At 63.8% G+C, this 16,179-nt stretch carries 17 protein-coding genes; 10 read left to right on the top strand and 7 right to left on the bottom strand.

All coding sequences use genetic code 11. From position 1 onward, the window contains the following. Positions 1–146: 146 nt before the first annotated feature. From V8J83_RS03890 to V8J83_RS03900, 3 genes are read left to right on the top strand one after another with little or no spacing between them, the layout of a single operon-like run. A complete protein-coding gene (locus V8J83_RS03890; RefSeq protein WP_339983674.1) occupies positions 147–1,292 on the top strand; it encodes a bifunctional 2-C-methyl-D-erythritol 4-phosphate cytidylyltransferase/2-C-methyl-D-erythritol 2,4-cyclodiphosphate synthase in 1,146 nt (381 codons plus the stop codon). Further along, the gene (locus V8J83_RS03895; protein WP_339983676.1) at positions 1,289–1,774 is read left to right on the top strand and encodes a phosphatidylglycerophosphatase A family protein; all 486 of its coding nucleotides are present in this window, start codon (positions 1,289–1,291) and stop codon (positions 1,772–1,774) included. Before V8J83_RS03890 ends, V8J83_RS03895 begins: the two co-directional genes overlap by 4 nt. After that, positions 1,771–2,247 carry a CinA family protein gene (locus V8J83_RS03900; RefSeq protein ID WP_339983678.1) on the top strand — a complete coding sequence of 159 codons (477 nt, stop codon included), beginning with the start codon at positions 1,771–1,773 and terminating at the stop codon, positions 2,245–2,247. The genes V8J83_RS03895 and V8J83_RS03900 overlap by 4 nt, the downstream gene beginning before the upstream one ends. Positions 2,248–2,601: 354 nt before the next feature. Here the strand turns inward: V8J83_RS03900 and V8J83_RS03905 are convergent, their stop codons facing one another. Further along, positions 2,602–3,066, bottom strand: coding sequence for a type II toxin-antitoxin system RatA family toxin (locus tag V8J83_RS03905; RefSeq protein WP_339983680.1), 465 nt, complete (start codon positions 3,064–3,066; stop codon positions 2,602–2,604). 84 nt (positions 3,067–3,150) lie between these two features. Here V8J83_RS03905 and hpt point away from each other — a divergent pair, with 84 nt between their 5' ends. The 4 genes from hpt to V8J83_RS03925 all read left to right on the top strand — a co-directional run bounded on the left by hpt (position 3,151) and on the right by V8J83_RS03925 (position 6,581). After that, the gene (hpt, locus tag V8J83_RS03910; RefSeq protein WP_339983682.1) at positions 3,151–3,690 is read left to right on the top strand and encodes a hypoxanthine phosphoribosyltransferase; all 540 of its coding nucleotides are present in this window, start codon (positions 3,151–3,153) and stop codon (positions 3,688–3,690) included. 111 nt (positions 3,691–3,801) lie between these two features. After that, entirely contained in the window at positions 3,802–4,281 is a 480-nt protein-coding gene (locus tag V8J83_RS03915) for a c-type cytochrome (protein ID WP_339983684.1), read from the top strand. A 3-nt stretch (positions 4,282–4,284) separates the two neighbouring features. After that, on the top strand, positions 4,285–5,175 hold the full coding sequence (locus V8J83_RS03920; RefSeq protein ID WP_339983686.1) for a c-type cytochrome: 891 nt from the start codon (positions 4,285–4,287) through the stop codon (positions 5,173–5,175). Between the two features lie 50 nt (positions 5,176–5,225). After that, complete coding sequence (locus tag V8J83_RS03925; protein WP_339983688.1) at positions 5,226–6,581, top strand: WD40 repeat domain-containing protein; 1,356 nt, start codon at positions 5,226–5,228, stop codon at positions 6,579–6,581. A gap of 1 nt (position 6,582) precedes the next feature. Here the strand turns inward: V8J83_RS03925 and lipA are convergent, their stop codons facing one another. The 3 genes from lipA to V8J83_RS03940 form a co-directional block, all read right to left on the bottom strand. Beyond that, positions 6,583–7,536 carry a lipoyl synthase gene (lipA, locus tag V8J83_RS03930; RefSeq protein ID WP_339983690.1) on the bottom strand — a complete coding sequence of 318 codons (954 nt, stop codon included), beginning with the start codon at positions 7,534–7,536 and terminating at the stop codon, positions 6,583–6,585. 102 nt (positions 7,537–7,638) lie between these two features. Beyond that, positions 7,639–7,905: a hypothetical protein gene (locus V8J83_RS03935; protein ID WP_339983692.1), complete on the bottom strand. Its 267-nt coding sequence runs from the start codon at positions 7,903–7,905 to the stop codon at positions 7,639–7,641. Between the two features lie 250 nt (positions 7,906–8,155). Beyond that, positions 8,156–9,301, bottom strand: coding sequence for a DUF6456 domain-containing protein (locus V8J83_RS03940; RefSeq protein ID WP_339983694.1), 1,146 nt, complete (start codon positions 9,299–9,301; stop codon positions 8,156–8,158). 206 nt (positions 9,302–9,507) lie between these two features. On the opposite strand from V8J83_RS03940, the gene V8J83_RS03945 reads away from it, so the two are divergent. Beyond that, positions 9,508–9,750, top strand: coding sequence for a DUF6477 family protein (locus tag V8J83_RS03945; protein ID WP_339983696.1), 243 nt, complete (start codon positions 9,508–9,510; stop codon positions 9,748–9,750). A 42-nt stretch (positions 9,751–9,792) separates the two neighbouring features. On the opposite strand, the gene V8J83_RS03950 is transcribed toward V8J83_RS03945, so the two are convergent. Further along, positions 9,793–11,349 (bottom strand): trimethylamine methyltransferase family protein, encoded by a 1,557-nt coding sequence (locus tag V8J83_RS03950; RefSeq protein ID WP_339983698.1) that lies wholly within the window; start codon positions 11,347–11,349, stop codon positions 9,793–9,795. Positions 11,350–11,491: 142 nt separating this feature from the next. Between V8J83_RS03950 and guaA the strand changes: the two genes are divergently transcribed. Then, positions 11,492–13,096 (top strand): glutamine-hydrolyzing GMP synthase, encoded by a 1,605-nt coding sequence (gene guaA, locus V8J83_RS03955; protein ID WP_339983700.1) that lies wholly within the window; start codon positions 11,492–11,494, stop codon positions 13,094–13,096. Between the two features lie 130 nt (positions 13,097–13,226). After that, positions 13,227–13,850, top strand: a complete 624-nt coding sequence (locus V8J83_RS03960) for a YdcF family protein (RefSeq protein WP_339983702.1) — start codon at positions 13,227–13,229, stop codon at positions 13,848–13,850. A gap of 6 nt (positions 13,851–13,856) precedes the next feature. Here V8J83_RS03960 and V8J83_RS03965 read toward each other — a convergent pair whose 3' ends face one another. Together V8J83_RS03965 and V8J83_RS03970 are read right to left on the bottom strand one after the other, a co-directional pair. Continuing rightward, positions 13,857–15,200, bottom strand: a complete 1,344-nt coding sequence (locus V8J83_RS03965; protein ID WP_339983704.1) for a PQQ-like beta-propeller repeat protein — start codon at positions 15,198–15,200, stop codon at positions 13,857–13,859. Between the two features lie 84 nt (positions 15,201–15,284). Further along, on the bottom strand, positions 15,285–16,058 hold the full coding sequence (locus V8J83_RS03970; protein WP_339983706.1) for a tetratricopeptide repeat protein: 774 nt from the start codon (positions 16,056–16,058) through the stop codon (positions 15,285–15,287). Positions 16,059–16,179 lie beyond the last annotated feature (121 nt).

A 16,179-nucleotide genomic window follows, 5' to 3' on the forward strand; every position in this document is an offset into this window, starting at 1 on the left:
AGGGCCGGATTTTCAGGAAGACAAAGCAGCGAGGCCTCCTAATCGCACGGCACGATGCCATTGCACAATAATTAAGCGTAGCGCCGTGAAAAACATCAGATGGATATCGGATTGTGCGCGCAAAGCGCCTCGCCTATCACAATCGCATGGTTGAAGCGCCCCCCTCCCTGACCGCTGTGATCGTGGCCGCCGGACGCGGTACGCGGGCCGGTGGGGATGTGCCGAAGCAATGGCAATGGATCGCCGGGCGCAGCGTAGTGGACTGGAGTGTTTCGCGGTTTGCGGCGCATCCCGCCGGGATCGGGATTGTTCTGGTGATCCACCCCGAGGATGACGCCATGCTCGGGGCGCTGGACCTGCCGCAGGGGCTGCGCGTGGTGCATGGCGGCGCGGACCGGGCGGCGTCGGTGCGCGCGGGGCTGGCCGCCTGTGGGACCGGAATCGTCCTGATCCACGACGTTGCGCGGCCCTGCGTGCCTGAGGCGGTGATTTCCGCAGTGATCGAGGGCGTGCGCACGCATGGGGCCGCGGCCCCGGCCGTGCCGGTGACCGATGCGCTTTGGCGCGGGGCGACGTCCGTGGAGGGCACCGAGGACCGCGATGGGCTTTGGCGGGCACAGACACCGCAAGGCTTTGATCTGAAGGCCATTGTCGCGGCGCATGAGGCGTTTGACGGGCTGCCCGCCGATGACGTGGAAGTGGCACGCGCGGCGGGGATTGATGTGACGATTGTGACCGGCGATGAGGCAAACCTGAAAATCACCGGCCCGCAGGATTTCGCGCGCGCCGAAGCGCTTTTGAAAGGCGACACGATGGATATTCGAGTGGGCAACGGCTTTGACGTGCATCGGTTCGGGCCCGGTGGTCAGGTGTGGTTGTGCGGTGTGTCGGTGCCCCATGATCGCGGCCTTCAGGGGCATTCAGACGCCGATGTGGGTCTGCACACGGTGACGGATGCGATTTACGGCGCGTTGGCCGAAGGCGATATCGGCAGGCATTTCCCGCCGAGCGACCCGCAATGGAAGGGCGCGCAAAGCCACATCTTCCTGACCCATGCCGTGGAAATGGCGGCAGAAAGGGGCTTTGTGATTTCGAATGCGGATCTGACGTTGATGTGTGAGCGGCCCAAGATCGGGCCGGTGTCGGGCGCGATGCGGGCGCGGTTGGCGGAACTGTTGCGGATTGAGGTCGGGCGCGTGTCGGTGAAAGCCACGACAACGGAGCGGTTGGGCTTCACGGGGCGCGAGGAAGGCATTGCGGCGATGGCCACGGTGACCTTGGTGGCGCGATGACACGGGCGATTGCGACGGTTTTCGGGGTTGGATTGCTGCGCCCGGCGCCGGGGACCTGGGGCAGTTTGGCGGGGCTGATCCTTGGGGTGCTGCTGCATATGGCGGGCGGAGCGGTCTTGCTGGTGCTGGCGACATTGGCGGTGACGGCGCTGGGATATTGGGCGGTGCACGCAGAGGTCGGCGCGTCCGAGGAGGACCCGAGCGAGATCGTGATCGACGAGGTGGCGGGTCAATGGGTGGCGCTTTGGCCGGTTTCGGTTGGCGCGAGCATGGCGGGGGCGGATATTCTGTCGCTTTATCCAGGCGTTATCACGGCATTTTTGGCGTTTCGGGCCTTCGACATCCTCAAGCCGGGACCGGTGGGATGGGCGGACCGGCAGCATGGGGCCTTCGGGATCATGGCCGATGACGTGATTGCGGGATGGCTGGCGGCGATGATCGTGGCGCTGGCGGCGGTGCTGGCGCATCTGGTGTTCGTATGAATGCGGCAAAGGTGATTGCGGCGCTGCGTGCGCAGGGCTGGATTATGGCCACGGCGGAGAGCTGCACCGGCGGGTTGATCGCGGGCGCGGTGACGGATGTTGCCGGAAGCTCGGACGTGTTCGACCGGGGCTTCGTGACCTATTCCAACGTGGCCAAGGCGGAGATGTTGGGTGTGCCCCCTGCCCTGATCGAGGCGCATGGCGCGGTGTCGGAGCCGGTGGCCCGGGCGATGGCCGAGGGGGCTTTGGCGCGGTCGAACGCGCAGATCGCGGTGTCGGTCACGGGCGTCGCGGGGCCCGGTGGAACGGCGTCGAAGCCCGAAGGCATGGTCTGCTTCGGGCTGGCCATGACAGCAGGCGAGACAAGTGTGGAAACGGTCCGGTTCGGGCCGCTCGGGCGCGCGGATGTCCGGGCAGCGACCGTCACCCATGCGCTTTCGATGATCCTGAAGGCGCTCAATTCCGCAACGTAGGCCAATTGATCCGCCCACCTATCCGCCAAAACAGAAATCGCGGAGGTTCTACGCGTCACCTCTGCCCGAAGCCTCTTTTTGCCGCAGAACGCCCGCATCCAACATGGTTGGAGCTGATAGCGCATGGATCATGGTCGCAGCGGCGCTGGTTCTATTCGTGACATTGCCGGAACTTGCGCGCCTGTTGGGCTGGCCGTGGTGGGCCCTTGGGCCTTTGCGGCGACCAATGTGACCATCGTAAGGGGCACGGCGACCGTCCCGCCGCGGGTCGGTGAAGAGGACAAGGCGGCGGTCCTTGACTGAAACAGACAAGCCCGGTCGGTTTGGTCGGGTGTGAATGGTTTGGGAGGCGGCTTAGGCGGTTTCGGCAGAGCCCGCCCCGTAGAGCGCGTCGGCGCGGGCCTCGAAGGCGCGGACAATGCGTTGCATGGCGTCCATGAAGAACAGGCCCGCCGCCCCTTGCAGAAGGCGGTTCTTGAACTCGAAATCAACTTCGAAATGGACGTCGCAGCCCGTGTCGGTATCGACAAAATGCCAGTTTGAATTCAGGTACTTGAACGGCCCGTCCACATAGGCGGTATCGATCTTGAAGGTTTCCTCGTACAGCACCACGCGGCTGAGGAATTTTTCTCGGAACATCTTGAAGCCCACGACCATGTCCGCATGCATCAAGGTGTGATCGCCCTTGTCTTCGACCGAGCGGATCCGTGTGGCCCTTGTCCACGGAATGAATTCCGGATAGCGCGCGACATCGGCCACAAGGTCGTACATCTGCTTGGCGGAATACGGCAGTTTGCGGGTTTCGGAATGGCTTGGCATGGGCCCCTTTAACCTTTTCGTCGTGCGGGTCATGTCATAAACCTGACCGGCGATTGCAAGGTTCCGTGGGAATTTGGGGGCGAAATGGCGCAGCAAGGTTACAGGGTCGGCAAGATGATCTCCGCAAAGGCGATCGCGGCGCGGATCGAGGAATTGGCGCGCGAGATCGAGGCCGAATTCAAGGGCACCGACAAACTGGTGGTGGTGGGCCTGTTGCGGGGGTCATTCGTGTTCATCGCCGATCTGGTGCGCGAGATCGACTTGCCGGTGGAGGTCGATTTCCTGGAGGCGTCAAGCTACGGCAACGCGATGGAAAGCAGCCGGGAGGTCCGTATTCTCAAGGACTTGCGCGGCGAAATTCAGGGGCGCGATGTGCTGGTGGTCGAAGATATCGTCGACACGGGCCACACGCTGAAACATGTCGTGGGGCTGCTGCACCAACGCGCACCCGCGCGAATGAAGACCATCGCCCTTCTCGACAAGGCCGAACGGCGCGAGGTCGAGGTACAGGCGGATTGGATCGGCTTCGAGATCCCGGATGAATTTGTCGTGGGCTACGGGATCGACTTCGCGCAGCGCAACCGCAACCTGCCCTATATCGGCAAGGTCACGATGGAAGGCTGACGCGCAGGCGTCGTGCGCGGATGCACGCAGTTGTGTGTTGACGGAATGTCGCACCTGTCTACCTTTTGCGTACAGGACGACGTGTCAGCAATGCAACCTCGGAGCCATTCCATGATTACATCCCGCATTCTTCTTTCAACTGCTCTCGCTGCTGCTCTCGCCGGTGGCCTTTCGCTTGGCGCGACGGCCGGTGGCCATGGCGGCAACCCGGCCGTCGATGCCCGGCAGGGGCAGTTCCAGATCATGGCGCTCAACATCGGGGTTCTGGGCAATATGGCGCGGGGCAACACCGATTATGACGCCGGCGCTGCGCAGGCTGCGGCCAACAACCTGCTGACGATTTCGCAGCTTGATCAGCAATTCCATTGGCCCGAGGGCACCGACAACGCCAGCATCGAGGGCACCCGCGCACTTCCGGCGATCTGGGAAGACGGCAGCCGGGTGCTTGAGATCTGGGGCGAATTTGGCACCGGTGCAGAGGGCTTGGCCGCAGTGGCGGGCGACGGGCTGGATGCGATGCGTGCGGCGTTGGGGCCGGTCGGGGCATCGTGCGGATCGTGCCACGACGATTACCGCGCGTCCGACAACTGAGCCATGGGTGGCGTTTTGCGCCTGTTGGGGCTTTTGATCCTCGCCGCCGTGGTGGCGGGGGTCTGGCTGAGCCGTCCGATGAGCGTGTCTGAGGGCGATCTGGCAGGGCTGGTGGGTGACGCGCAGGCGGGCGAAGCGGTTTTCTGGGCGGCCGGATGCGCGTCGTGCCATGAGGCCGAGGACGCAGAGGGAGACGCGCGCCTGATCCTGTCGGGGGGGCAGGCCTTTCCAAGCGACTTCGGGACGTTTCGCGCGCCGAATATCTCAAGTGATCCGACCCATGGAATCGGCGATTGGACCTTGGCGGAATTCGTCACCGCGGTGCAGAACGGCGTCAGCCCCGAGGGGCAGCATTATTACCCCGCCTTCCCTTACACGGCATATCGTCTGGCGACGCGGCAGGACATCGTGGATCTCTACGCGTTCATGCAGACGCTGCCTGCATCCGATTTGCCATCGGAGCCCCATGATGTGGGGTTCCCCTTTTCGATCCGCCGCGCGGTGGGCGCTTGGAACCTGCTCTATGCGCAAAATGAATTTACGGTCTCGGGTGATCTGAGCGTCGAGGAATCTCGCGGCCGCTACCTCGCCGAAGCCTTGGCCCATTGCGGCGAATGCCACACCCCGCGCGGAGCCTTGGGCGGGCTGGATCGGGCGCAATGGTTTGCCGGCGCGCCGGACCCGTCGGGGCGCGGCACGGTGCCCAACATTACGCCGGCGGGGCTTGGCTGGTCGGCTGACGAGATCGCGGCCTATCTCAATGATGGCTTCACGCCGGAGTTTGACGTGGCGGGCGGGCATATGCGGTCGGTCGTGCTCAATATGGGACAGCTGAACGAAGACGACCGCGCGGCGATCGCCGCCTACTTGCTGGCCGTGCCGCACGCAGACTAACGTTCGAATGACCGTTCATGCGAGCGGGGCCATTCAAGGGGGGCGGGATGATGCGGAAAGCAGGACTTGCGATGCTTGGTCTGATAATTCTGGGGGAGGCGGCGGTCGCTGATCCGGCCCCGGAGCGAACAGACCTCCTACAGAGTGCATGGCATGTCGAGCAGTCGCGCGATGCTCTTTTGTCGGGCGACCGGGCAACCGCGATCCTCGCGGCCCTGCGTGCGATCCCGGACACACCGACCGAGGCCGATGTCGAGACCTATTCCGATGCGTTCGACGCGCTGCACCTCGCCGCCGCGTCGCGGGCGTTTCAATCCGACATTCCGCTCGACTCATCGGTCTTCTGGAGCCCGAATGGGCGCTATCTTGTTTCTGCGCCGCTTATCCCCGATATATCGGGTATATCGGAGCAAACGACCGTGTTGTGGAACACGGCGACCCAACAACCCATTGCCGACCTTCTGCCGGGGTTGGGTACGAACGACTACACCAACGTCAACCAGTTCTCGGCCTTCGGAAACCCCTTTTCGCCCGACGGCGACCGCATCGCAATCAGCCTCAGCCCTGAGGCCGATTCGAGTGAGGACATGGCCGGGGAAATCCAGATTTTTGACACGGCGACGGGTCAGCGCCTGACCAGCGTCGCGGGCGACATGTTCATGGGATGGTCGCAATCGGGGCAGACCATGCTGATCAGCAACCGGATCGGCAATCTGCATTGGCTCTACGACACGAGCACGTGGCAGGTCGTGGCCGAATATCCCTACGAGACGTTCGAAGGCGGATCTCAATGGGGTTTCTTTCCCGGATCGGACGATGCCTTCTATGCTGTTCACGAGATCTATCAATATGATCCGAACGGCGCGTCGCTGGGGCCGAACCCGATCCACCTCTACCGGCTTGCCCGTGACGCAGGTGGGCAGATCGCGGATATCTCGGACCTGCGGGGGATAATGACCGGGTTGTACTTCAATGCCTTTTCCGTGAACAGATTTGCCCCTTACGTTGCGACCACTGTTTATCCAAGTGAACTTGTGATCATGGGGCTCGACGGGCAGGTGCGCAGCCGCATCGCGGATGTCTCGGCCCTTTCTTTTGTCGAGTTTGTGCGGGACGGGACAGCTGTCATGATCGCCGATCCAGCATTTCTGGAAACGTGGAGCCTCGATCATGTCCGTGTCTTCGACCTCGACGGTGCATCACTCGACGCCGAGCTCCGCGAGGTTGCGCCGATCACGGATAATCTGCGGACGCCAGACGGGGCAGTGATCACCTTTCCGAATGGCTTGCGCCGTGCGCTGCGCGATCCGCGGCCCGTTGGACTGGAGCTCTACGAGGAGGTCTGGCCGGAGATCCTTCCCGAATTGCAGGCGCAGATCGACGATGAGCGGGTGCGCAGACCGTAGTTCAGAGCGCGCCGAGCTTGGCCAGGCGATTGGCCCGCAGGCGTTCGAAATCGTCGCCTGCATGGTAGGACGAGCGGGTCAGCGGCGTTGCGGAGACCATCAGGAAGCCCTTGCCCCAGGCGGCTTTTTCATAGGTCTTGAATTCCTCGGGCGTCACGAACCGGTCCACCTTGTGGTGCTTGGGCGTGGGTTGCAGATACTGGCCGATGGTCAGGAAATCGATATCGGCGGCGCGCATGTCATCCATGACCTGCAACACGGCCTGCTTGTCTTCGCCGAGGCCCACCATGATGCCGGATTTGGTGAAGATCGTCGGATCCATCTCCTTCACACGTTGCAGGAGGCGGAGGGAATGGAAGTAGCGCGCGCCGGGGCGAACCTCGGGGTAAAGGCCGGGGACAGTTTCGAGATTGTGGTTGAAGACATCGGGCTTGGCATCGACCACGATCTGCAACGCGTCGGGCGTTGATTTGATGAAGTCTGGGGTAAGGATTTCGATCGTCGTCTCGGGCGCACGGTGTCGGATGGCGCGGATGGTCTGCGCGAAATGCTCGGCCCCGCCGTCGGCCACGTCATCGCGGTCCACGGAAGTGATGACGACGTGGTTGAGGCCCAGTTTCTGGACCGCATCGGCGACACGGCCTGGCTCGAACACATCAAGCGGATCGGGCGGCTTGCCGGTGGCGATGTTGCAGAAGGTGCAGGCGCGCGTGCAGACCTCGCCCATGATCATCATCGTGGCATGACCCTGCGACCAGCATTCGCCGACATTGGGGCAGCCTGCCTCTTCGCACACCGTGGTCAGCTTGTTCTCGCGCATGATCTTGGCAGTGGATTTATACCCCTCGCCAACGGGCGCCTTGACCCGGATCCAGCTTGGCTTCTTGGGCTGCGGGTTGTCCGGGCGGCGCGCCTTTTCGGGGTGGCGCTGTTCGGGGATTTTGAGATCGCGCATGGCTTCCTCGTTCGATGCTTTGGAGATCATTTAACTTTAAACGATCCCCACGTCACCCGGACGAGATGGCACAGCCGCTATGTGTCTGTTGCAAGGGCCAATTCAGCGACCTGTTCCGGAACTCGAGGCCGTCACCGCAGCGCCGGGGCGCAGCACGCCGAACGTACCCGGCGCGGCGGCGTTTTGCGCCAGCGCGCCGTAATAGGGCATGCATGCGGAAAAGGCGGCGGGGTCGGCCTGCTGCGGGCCAATCACCAGAAGCGCCTCGCATTGCGCGGGCGTCACGACGGTTTGTGCGACACTGACCTGAGGGACAACAGCGGCAAGCGACAGGGCGGCCATCATGGCCAAACGGGATTTGCGATACATCGGGGCGTCCTTTGTGGAATGGGTCAAGTGAGATACCAACCCATCCGCTCAGCCGCACTCCCTGGGGGTAAAGCGGATAGTCCCCGCGATGCGCTTCAAATGCGTAAAGCCCCGTATCAGGAAGACAATTTTCTTGGTTAACGAGGTGTTGGCGTCGCCAAAAGACGCCGCCCCGGGGCAGGTATCATGGTCTTGCCACAATCCCGCGCCGGGGAGAATCGTCGGCCAGCGCCCAAAAGGGCACGGAGCATCACACCTGGGTCGCGGGCACGAACCCGTGCCGGGCCTCGTAGTGCTGCAGCAGGCGTTGCAGGCCGATCTTCAGGACCACCTTGCCGGACCGTGCCGACCAGCCGAGCCGTTTTTCGGCCGATTCCATGCCTTCCAGGAAACAGCAGACCCGCATGACCACATCGGCCAGCCCCGGACCCAGGTCATCAAGCGCGTCCGAGACCCGCTTGCGCGCCGCGCGTGGCCCTTCGGCAATGCCCCCGTCGGAGAGAAACCCGCCCCGGTCGCCACCGGTCAGGAACCGATCCCAGTTCTGACCCACACGCGGCCCCATCTGGGCGCGCTCGAAATCTTCGCGCAGACGTTCGCCGGCCTGCACGAGATCGGGTCCGAGGAAAGGCTTGCCATCGGGCCCCTTGCGTCGGGCCAGCGAAGCCAGCGGCGATTCCGAGAGGTTGACGCGGAGCGGCATCGGCTTGCCGTTGTCGCCCGCAACCTTGCGCGCGCCCCAGGTCGCATGCTGCCCCTGAAACGGCGTGGGACCTTCGGCAAAGCCAGCGTTGCCCATGCGGCGGCGGCGATCTTCTTCGATCAGGCGCTTGAGCGCGGATTTGCCCGCGTTCGTGATGCCATAGCGCGCCAAACGCCCCCCTTGCATCACACATTCGATCCAATCCTTGACCGCAAAGGCCTGCGCGATCTTGCGATCGACCACGGCGGTCCGGGTCTGCTCACCATCTGTCCCCTGGCGCAGCACAACGGCCTTATCCATATCCTGGGCCACGGCAAGCACGGCCCCGGTTTCGCACATACGCCGCAAGATACGGCGTGCTTCGCGTGTAATCTGCGTGTCGTCTTCGTTCGGCGTCCGTATCGGAGCAGTCATGCGCCGCTTCTCCTGTTTTTGTGAGACGTCTACGGTCTGTTCGTGTGACGTCGATTGCGTGAGCCCGGCCAAGGCTTCGTCCATCAACGGGTCATCACGGCGGGCTTCGATGTTGTGGACGTGTCGACAAATGGTCGAGGCCGCCATGCCCGTTCGCTCCGCAATTTCGCGGTAGCTGCGACCGGACGCCGTGTGGGCCAGGTAGTGTTTTGCTTTTCCGGGCACCCATCCCGGCAACGCGGGATCAGCGGAAGGATCGGCAGAGTGAATGTCGGTCATATCCGGACGCCCCAAAGCTAAATGAACCTCTGCAAAAATCCGCCCTATTGATTACTGATTGGTTAAAATCTGTGGATATCTCAAAAATTGTTTCCAATTCGTAAACAATCACGGGGGCACCGCGCGCAGATTCCGCGATTCATGCAACACCCCTCAAACCGGGTGCATCCTGAGGGCAGACAAGATCTGCATTAGGGACATATGACATGAGCGATCTGACCACACATCTGAACCACCTGCGCCGCCCCGGTCTTCTGGTCCGCGCGGCCACAATGGCCTGTGAAACAGGCGATGCGCACCGGCGCGCCAAGCGGCGTCCGGTCACCAAACTCCTGGCCGAGGAAGAGCTTCTGAACGCGGCCCGGATGGGCGGCGGCATGGGCTATTCGCCCACCCGCCACGTGCAGGTGATGAGCGCCCTTCTGGCCGCGGCTCGCGCCGTCAACTGAAGCGCCGCGTTTACCTTTTGCTGTGGATAAGGGCCGCGCGCGTCAGATGAAGGCGTCGGGCATCGCGGCTTTCTTGTCTGCGATATAGGCCTGCAGCGCCTCATTGATGGCGGGGTCGAGGGCGGGTTGCTGGTATTCCGACAGCATCTTGTCGACCTTGAGTGCGGCCAGTTCGAAGCTCGACCTGCTGCCATCCTCGGCCCAGGTCTCGTACGGCTTGTAATCGAGCACGCCGGAGCGCCAGAACGCGCTTTGGTAATTGTCCTGGGTGTGTTCACAGCCCAGGAAATGCCCGCCCGGCCCCACTTCGCGCAGCGCGCCCATAGCTTGTGCGTTTTCGTCGACTGCTACGCCCTCGGCTATCTTGTGCAGTGCGCCCAATTGATCGGCATCGAGCACGAATTTTTCCGGGCTCGATGCCAAGCCACCTTCCAGCCAGCCGCAGGAATGCAGCATGAAGTTCACGCCCGACAGCAGCCCCATGTTGAGCGAATTGGCGGTCTCGTATCCGGCCTGAGCATCGGGGATCTTGGCACCGGTGAACGAGCCGGACGAGCGGTAGGGCAGCCCAAGCCGCCGGGTCAATTGGCCCATGCCATAGGTGATTTGCGAGGTCTCGGGCGTGCCGAAGGTGGGCGCGCCCGAGTTCATGTCGATCGACGTGACCATCGCGCCCATGATTGCGGGAGAGCCGGCCTTGACCAACTGGCTATAGGCGACACCGGCCAATCCTTCGGCGAGGCATTGGGTGAGCGTGCCCGCGACGGAGACGGGCGCCATCGCGCCGCCGACGATAAACGGGGAGATGATCGAGGCCTGCCCGGCCTCGGCGTAGACCTCCAGCGCGCCCATCATGGTGCTGTCGAAGGTCAGGGGCGAGTTGATGTTGATGAGCGAGGTCATCACCGTGTTCTCGGCCACGACATCCGCCCCGAAGAGGATCTTTGACATCTCGACCGAATCGACCGCCCGCGACGGGTCGGTGACCGAGCCCATGTAGGGTTTGTCGGAGAGCGTCATATGGGCATAGAGCATGTCCAGATGGCGCTTGTTGACCGGCACATCTGTAGGCTCGCAGACGGTGCCACCGGAATGGTGCAGCCATTTCGACATGTAGCCGAGCTTCACGAACATTTCGAAATCGGCCATCGTGGCATAGCGCCGCCCGCCTTTTAGGTCGGTGACGAAGGGCGGGCCATAGACTGGGGCCAGCACCAGGGAATTGCCGCCGATCTCGACGTCGCGGGCGCGGTTGCGGGCGATCTGGGTGAATTTCGACGGGGCAGTTTTGACCAGCTCGCGGGCCAGGCCACGCGGGATATGCACGCGCTCGCCCTTCACATCCGCGCCCGCGGCGCGCCACCGCTCCAAGGCGGCGGGGTTTTCGACGAACATGACGCCGATTTCTTCGAGGACCGTTTCGACGTTCGTCTCGATGATCTCAAGCGCCTCGTCGTGCAGGATGTCGAGGTTGGGAATGTTGCGCTCGATGAAGCGCGCGGTCTCGAAACTGACCGCGCTACGGCTGGCGCGTCGTGCCGCCCCGCCGCCGCCCCGTGCCCTGCGCCGTGGTTGTTCTGCCTGCTCTGCTTCGCCCATGACACCCTCCAAAGGCAAATGACCCGTTGCGCCGTGTCTAGCGCGCGCATCTCGGGCCAAGCAGGCGAATTGCGTCATCTGCGGCGCGGATGCGACATGGGCAGGGCTTGCGCGCCCCCGACCTGCGGCGTAATCCGCATCCATGAAAAACGCTGCCGTCCCCGACCCCGCCGACCATGAACGCCTGCTGATCATCGACTTCGGCAGCCAGGTCACGCAGCTGATCGCGCGCCGCCTGCGTGAGTTGAGCGTGTATTGCGAAATCCACCCGTATCAAAACGTCGATGACGCGTTTGTGGCAGCCTTTGCGCCCAAGGCCATCATCTTTTCGGGCGGACCGGATTCGGTGACGCGTGAGGGCTCACCGCGCCCGCCCGGGGCCGCGTATGACGCGGGCGTGCCGATCCTCGGCATCTGCTACGGGCAGCAGGTGATGATGCAAGATCTTGGCGGCGCGGTGCATGGCGGCAAGATTTCCGGCGGTGGTGGGACGGCCGAGTTCGGACGCGCGTTCGTGGAGCCGAAGGGGGAGTTGGACCTGCTGGCGGGCTGGTTCGGCACGCCAGAGCAGGACGGGCGGGAACAGGTCTGGATGAGCCACGGGGATCATGTGGCGAAGCTGGCGCCCGGGTTCGAGGTTTACGGTGTGTCGCCCAATGCGCCATTTGCCATCACGGCGGATGTGTCGCGGCATTTCTATGCGGTGCAGTTCCACCCGGAGGTCCATCACACGCCCAAAGGCGCGCAGCTTTACGAGAATTTCGTGCGGCTGGCGGGGTTTTCCGGCGATTGGACGATGGAGGCCTACCGCGAGCAGGCGGTGGAGGCGATCCGGGCGCAGGTTGGCGCGGCGAAGGTGATCTGTGCGCTGTCGGGCGGGGTCGATTCGTCGGTGACGGCGGCTTTGTTGCACGAAGCCATCGGCGATCAACTGACCTGCGTGTTCGTGGATCATGGGCTTTTGCGGCTCAATGAAGGGGCCGAAGTGGTCGAGATGTTCCGCGATCACATGAACCTGCATGTGATCCATGCCGAGGAGCAGGAGCTGTTCCTGGGCGAGCTGGACGGTGTTTCCGATCCGGAAACAAAGCGGAAGATCATCGGGCGGCTGTTCATCGACGTGTTCCAGAAATACGCCAATGAGATCGAAGGCGCGGAATACCTCGCGCAGGGCACGCTTTACCCCGATGTCATTGAAAGCGTGTCGTTTTCCGGTGGGCCGAGCGTGACGATCAAGAGCCACCACAATGTCGGAGGCCTGCCCGAGAAGATGGGTCTGAAACTGGTGGAGCCGCTGCGCGAATTGTTCAAGGATGAGGTCCGCGAGTTGGGCCATGAGCTTGGCCTGCCCGCGCATTTCATCGCGCGCCATCCCTTCCCTGGCCCCGGCCTTGCGATCCGCTGCCCCGGTGAGATCACCCGCGAAAAGCTTGAGATCCTGCGGCTCGCCGATGCCGTCTATATCGACCAGATCCGCAGGCATGGCCTTTACGACGAGATCTGGCAGGCGTTTGTGGCGATCCTGCCGGTGCGCACGGTTGGGGTGATGGGCGACGGGCGGACCTATGATTACGCCTGCGCACTACGCGCCGTGACCTCCGTCGATGGCATGACCGCCGATTATTACCCGTTCAGCCATGGGTTTCTGGGTGAGACGGCGACGCGGATCATCAACGAGGTGCCGGGGATCAACCGCGTGACCTATGACATCACGTCGAAACCGCCGGGCACCATCGAGTGGGAATGATTGGGGCCTGAGGGCCTTGGTCCGTGCGGCGGTTCATGTTTTGCTGAGATTTCCCTGTTAGGGATCGTGCGATGTGTGACCCGCCCCTGTTTGCCGGATGGCACCGCCGTCCCGCTGGCGAGGCCGATCCATGGCCCTGATCCGACATAAGAAAATGGCCCGCGTCCGGCGGGTTCTGCGGCTTACGGTGATGTTCTATGCGGCCACGCTGGCCTTGGTGCTGGGGTCGAATTGGTTCTGGCCCCGCGACACGGCCCCCGCCCCGGCAGCGCAGATCATATGCCTTGGCGGGGCCGTGTCACGCGGGGTTTTGGCCGAAGACAGCCTGATGCGCGCCGAACGGTGTGGCGGGCTATTGCTGGCCGGGCATGGGGAAAGGGTGATCCTGACGGGCGATGGGGCGGGCACATTGATGGCCGACCATCTGCGCGCGATGGGGATCGAGGAGGCGCGCATCACGGTGGAGCCGGAGTCGCGCTCGACCTTGCAAAACGCGCTGTTTACCGCGCGGATCACGCAGACCGACGCGCCGGTGATCGTGGTGACCGACGCCTATCACCTGCTGAGGTCGTGGGTGTCGTTTCGGTTGATGGGGTTCGATCATGTGCATCTTGCCTCAAGCGAGGCAATGGTGGACCGGACCGGGCCGATGTTCCGCGAGGTCTCCGCCATCTGGTTCAACGCGCTGCGGTTGCTGATCTACACCGGCACGTTTTGGGTCGAGCCTGCGGTGCGCGACGCTCTTCTGGCCTGAGCGCGCCTACCGAAACGCTTCGAGACGTCCGCCGTCGGTGACCACCAGCAACGTGTCATTGACCACAATCGGATGCGCCGCCGCGCCGTTGCGCATCTCCACCGCCCCGACCAAAGCACCGCTTTCGGGGCTGAACAGGCGAATGTTGCCATCGCCCGACGCCACCAAAAGCCGCCCACCGGCAAGGATCGGGCCATAATGCGTGAACACCGCGCGGCGACGACGCTCGCGATCATTGACATACAGCGGCAGTTCGGTGCCCCAGACCCGTGCGCCGGTGTCGGCGTCGAGGCGGATCAATTCGTTGCGGTCGGATACGAAGAACAGATCGCCTCCGGTGTTGAGAACCGGTGAATACGCGCCCTCCTCCGCCGTCCAGAGCCGCGTGCCGGTGCCAGCGCTGATCGATACGACGCGGCCCGATTGGTTGCCCGCGAAGACCCGGCCATTGGCAATCACCGGGTCGGAGGTGACGTCGTTGATGTTGGCATAGGCCACGCCGCTGCGCCCGCCGGCGACGGACGTGGCCCACAGCGGCGCACCGGAGCGGCGCAGGGTGCCCGACAATTCGCCCGAGCCGAAGGGAAAGACCACGATGCGGTCTGTCACAGCCGGCGCGGCGCCGCCGGACAGCAGCGGATCATTGGTCGTTGACGGCACCTGCCAGATCAGGCGCCCGTTTGCCGCTTCAAGCGCCCAGGCCTGATTGTTGCGGCTGACGATGTAGACGATGCCGCCCGAGATCGTCGGCGCGCCAATGCCCGCATCGAGCCGTTGGCGCCATTGCACGGCACCCGACGCCGTGTCGAGTGCCACAAGCTCCCCAAAGCCCGTCGTCGCGAAGAGCGTGCCGCCCGACACGGCCAGACCGCCGCCGGACACCGACCCGCCCCGGTCAAACCCGGGCTGCAAATCCGCCGACCAGACCGCGCCGCCCGACGTCAGGTCGGTCGCCACAACGCCCGCAGACGCATCCATCGTGAACACCCGCGCGCCGTCCGAGACCGGATCGGCGGTGATGCGGTTGCGGCGCGAATTGCCTTGGCCGATGTCTGCCGTCCAAATCGGCGTCAGGCTGCCGGACAGGCTCGCATGCGGGGTCCGGTTGGAGGAATTGAAGCCGCGCTGTTCCCAGGTGGCGGTGCGTGTGACGCCCGGCAGGCTGATCGCGCGGGGTGCATCGCTGGCCGCCGCGTCGCGCTGCGTGCCGGCGGCCTCACCGCTCAACACCTGCGACAGCGGGGTGTCGATGGAGAAGCGTTCGCCCGGCAGGACGGTTTCCCGCTCGCAGGCCGCCAGACCCAGAATCGCGGCGCAGGCAAAGGCGCTTGCTTTGACAAATGTGTTCATCTCGGGCCCACCATTCGCAGTCCGGGAGCCGACATGCGGCCCTTTGAAAATGTCTCTCGCCACCGGCCAAACGGCACCTGCGGCTTACTCGTCCGCCTCGGGGTCATTGGGCGTTTCGGCGTCATCGGGCGTTGCAGCCTCTTGCTCTGGCGCATCCTCTATAGCGGGCGCGTCTTCCTCCTGCGCGGGCGCGTCTTCGACCGGGCCATCCACAAGAACCGCACCGCTTTCAAGCGCCACAATCAACTGCGCGGCGCGTTGTTGCAAGCCCGCCGTCGCCGCCGCCGACCGCTCGATCCCCCGCAACCGGTCCAAACCGGCATCCAGATCGCCCGCGCGGATATCGACCAGAGCCAATTGTTCCTCGGCCAGAGCCGCGTAGGGCGCGCCGGGGGCCGCGATGGCTTCCAGCACAAGACGCGCTTCGTCGGCGGCGGCCGGATCCATCATTTGAGCTTTCAGCAGCGCCAGATCGACATAGCGGCGCGCAAGGCCCGGCGTGTCCGCCGCCGCCCGTAACCGCGCCGCCGCCGCTTCGGGATCATCGGCATTCGCCTCTTCCCCCGCCGCAAGAAGGGCAAGGATCATGGTGACTTCTGGCGAAGGCGTCTCGATCTCGGACAGTGCCGCGATCCGCGCTTCCGCGTCATCGGCATCCAGCCCCGATAGCAAGGCATCGCCAAATGCCTCGGCGCTGGCGCGTTGTTGCGCGGATTGCCACTCGAACCATGCGGCGAGACCGACGATGGCCACGACGATCAAGATCGCCAGCCACGCCCACCGGCGAAACAGCGAAAACAACCGGTCGCGGCGGACCTCTTCACTGACTTCGTTGATAAAACTGTCGCTGTTGGCCATGCCTGCCGCTCCACCCCGGATCGTCTGATTGCGCAGGGAGTACCCCGGCAAAGGGGCGCGGCGCAAGGGCCGGGTCACGTTGCAGCGCGCGTGCGGCACACCCGGGGCGCTCTCTACCTTG

The organism is Gymnodinialimonas ulvae, from assembly GCF_037543845.1.
Taxonomy (GTDB): domain Bacteria; phylum Pseudomonadota; class Alphaproteobacteria; order Rhodobacterales; family Rhodobacteraceae; genus Gymnodinialimonas; species Gymnodinialimonas ulvae.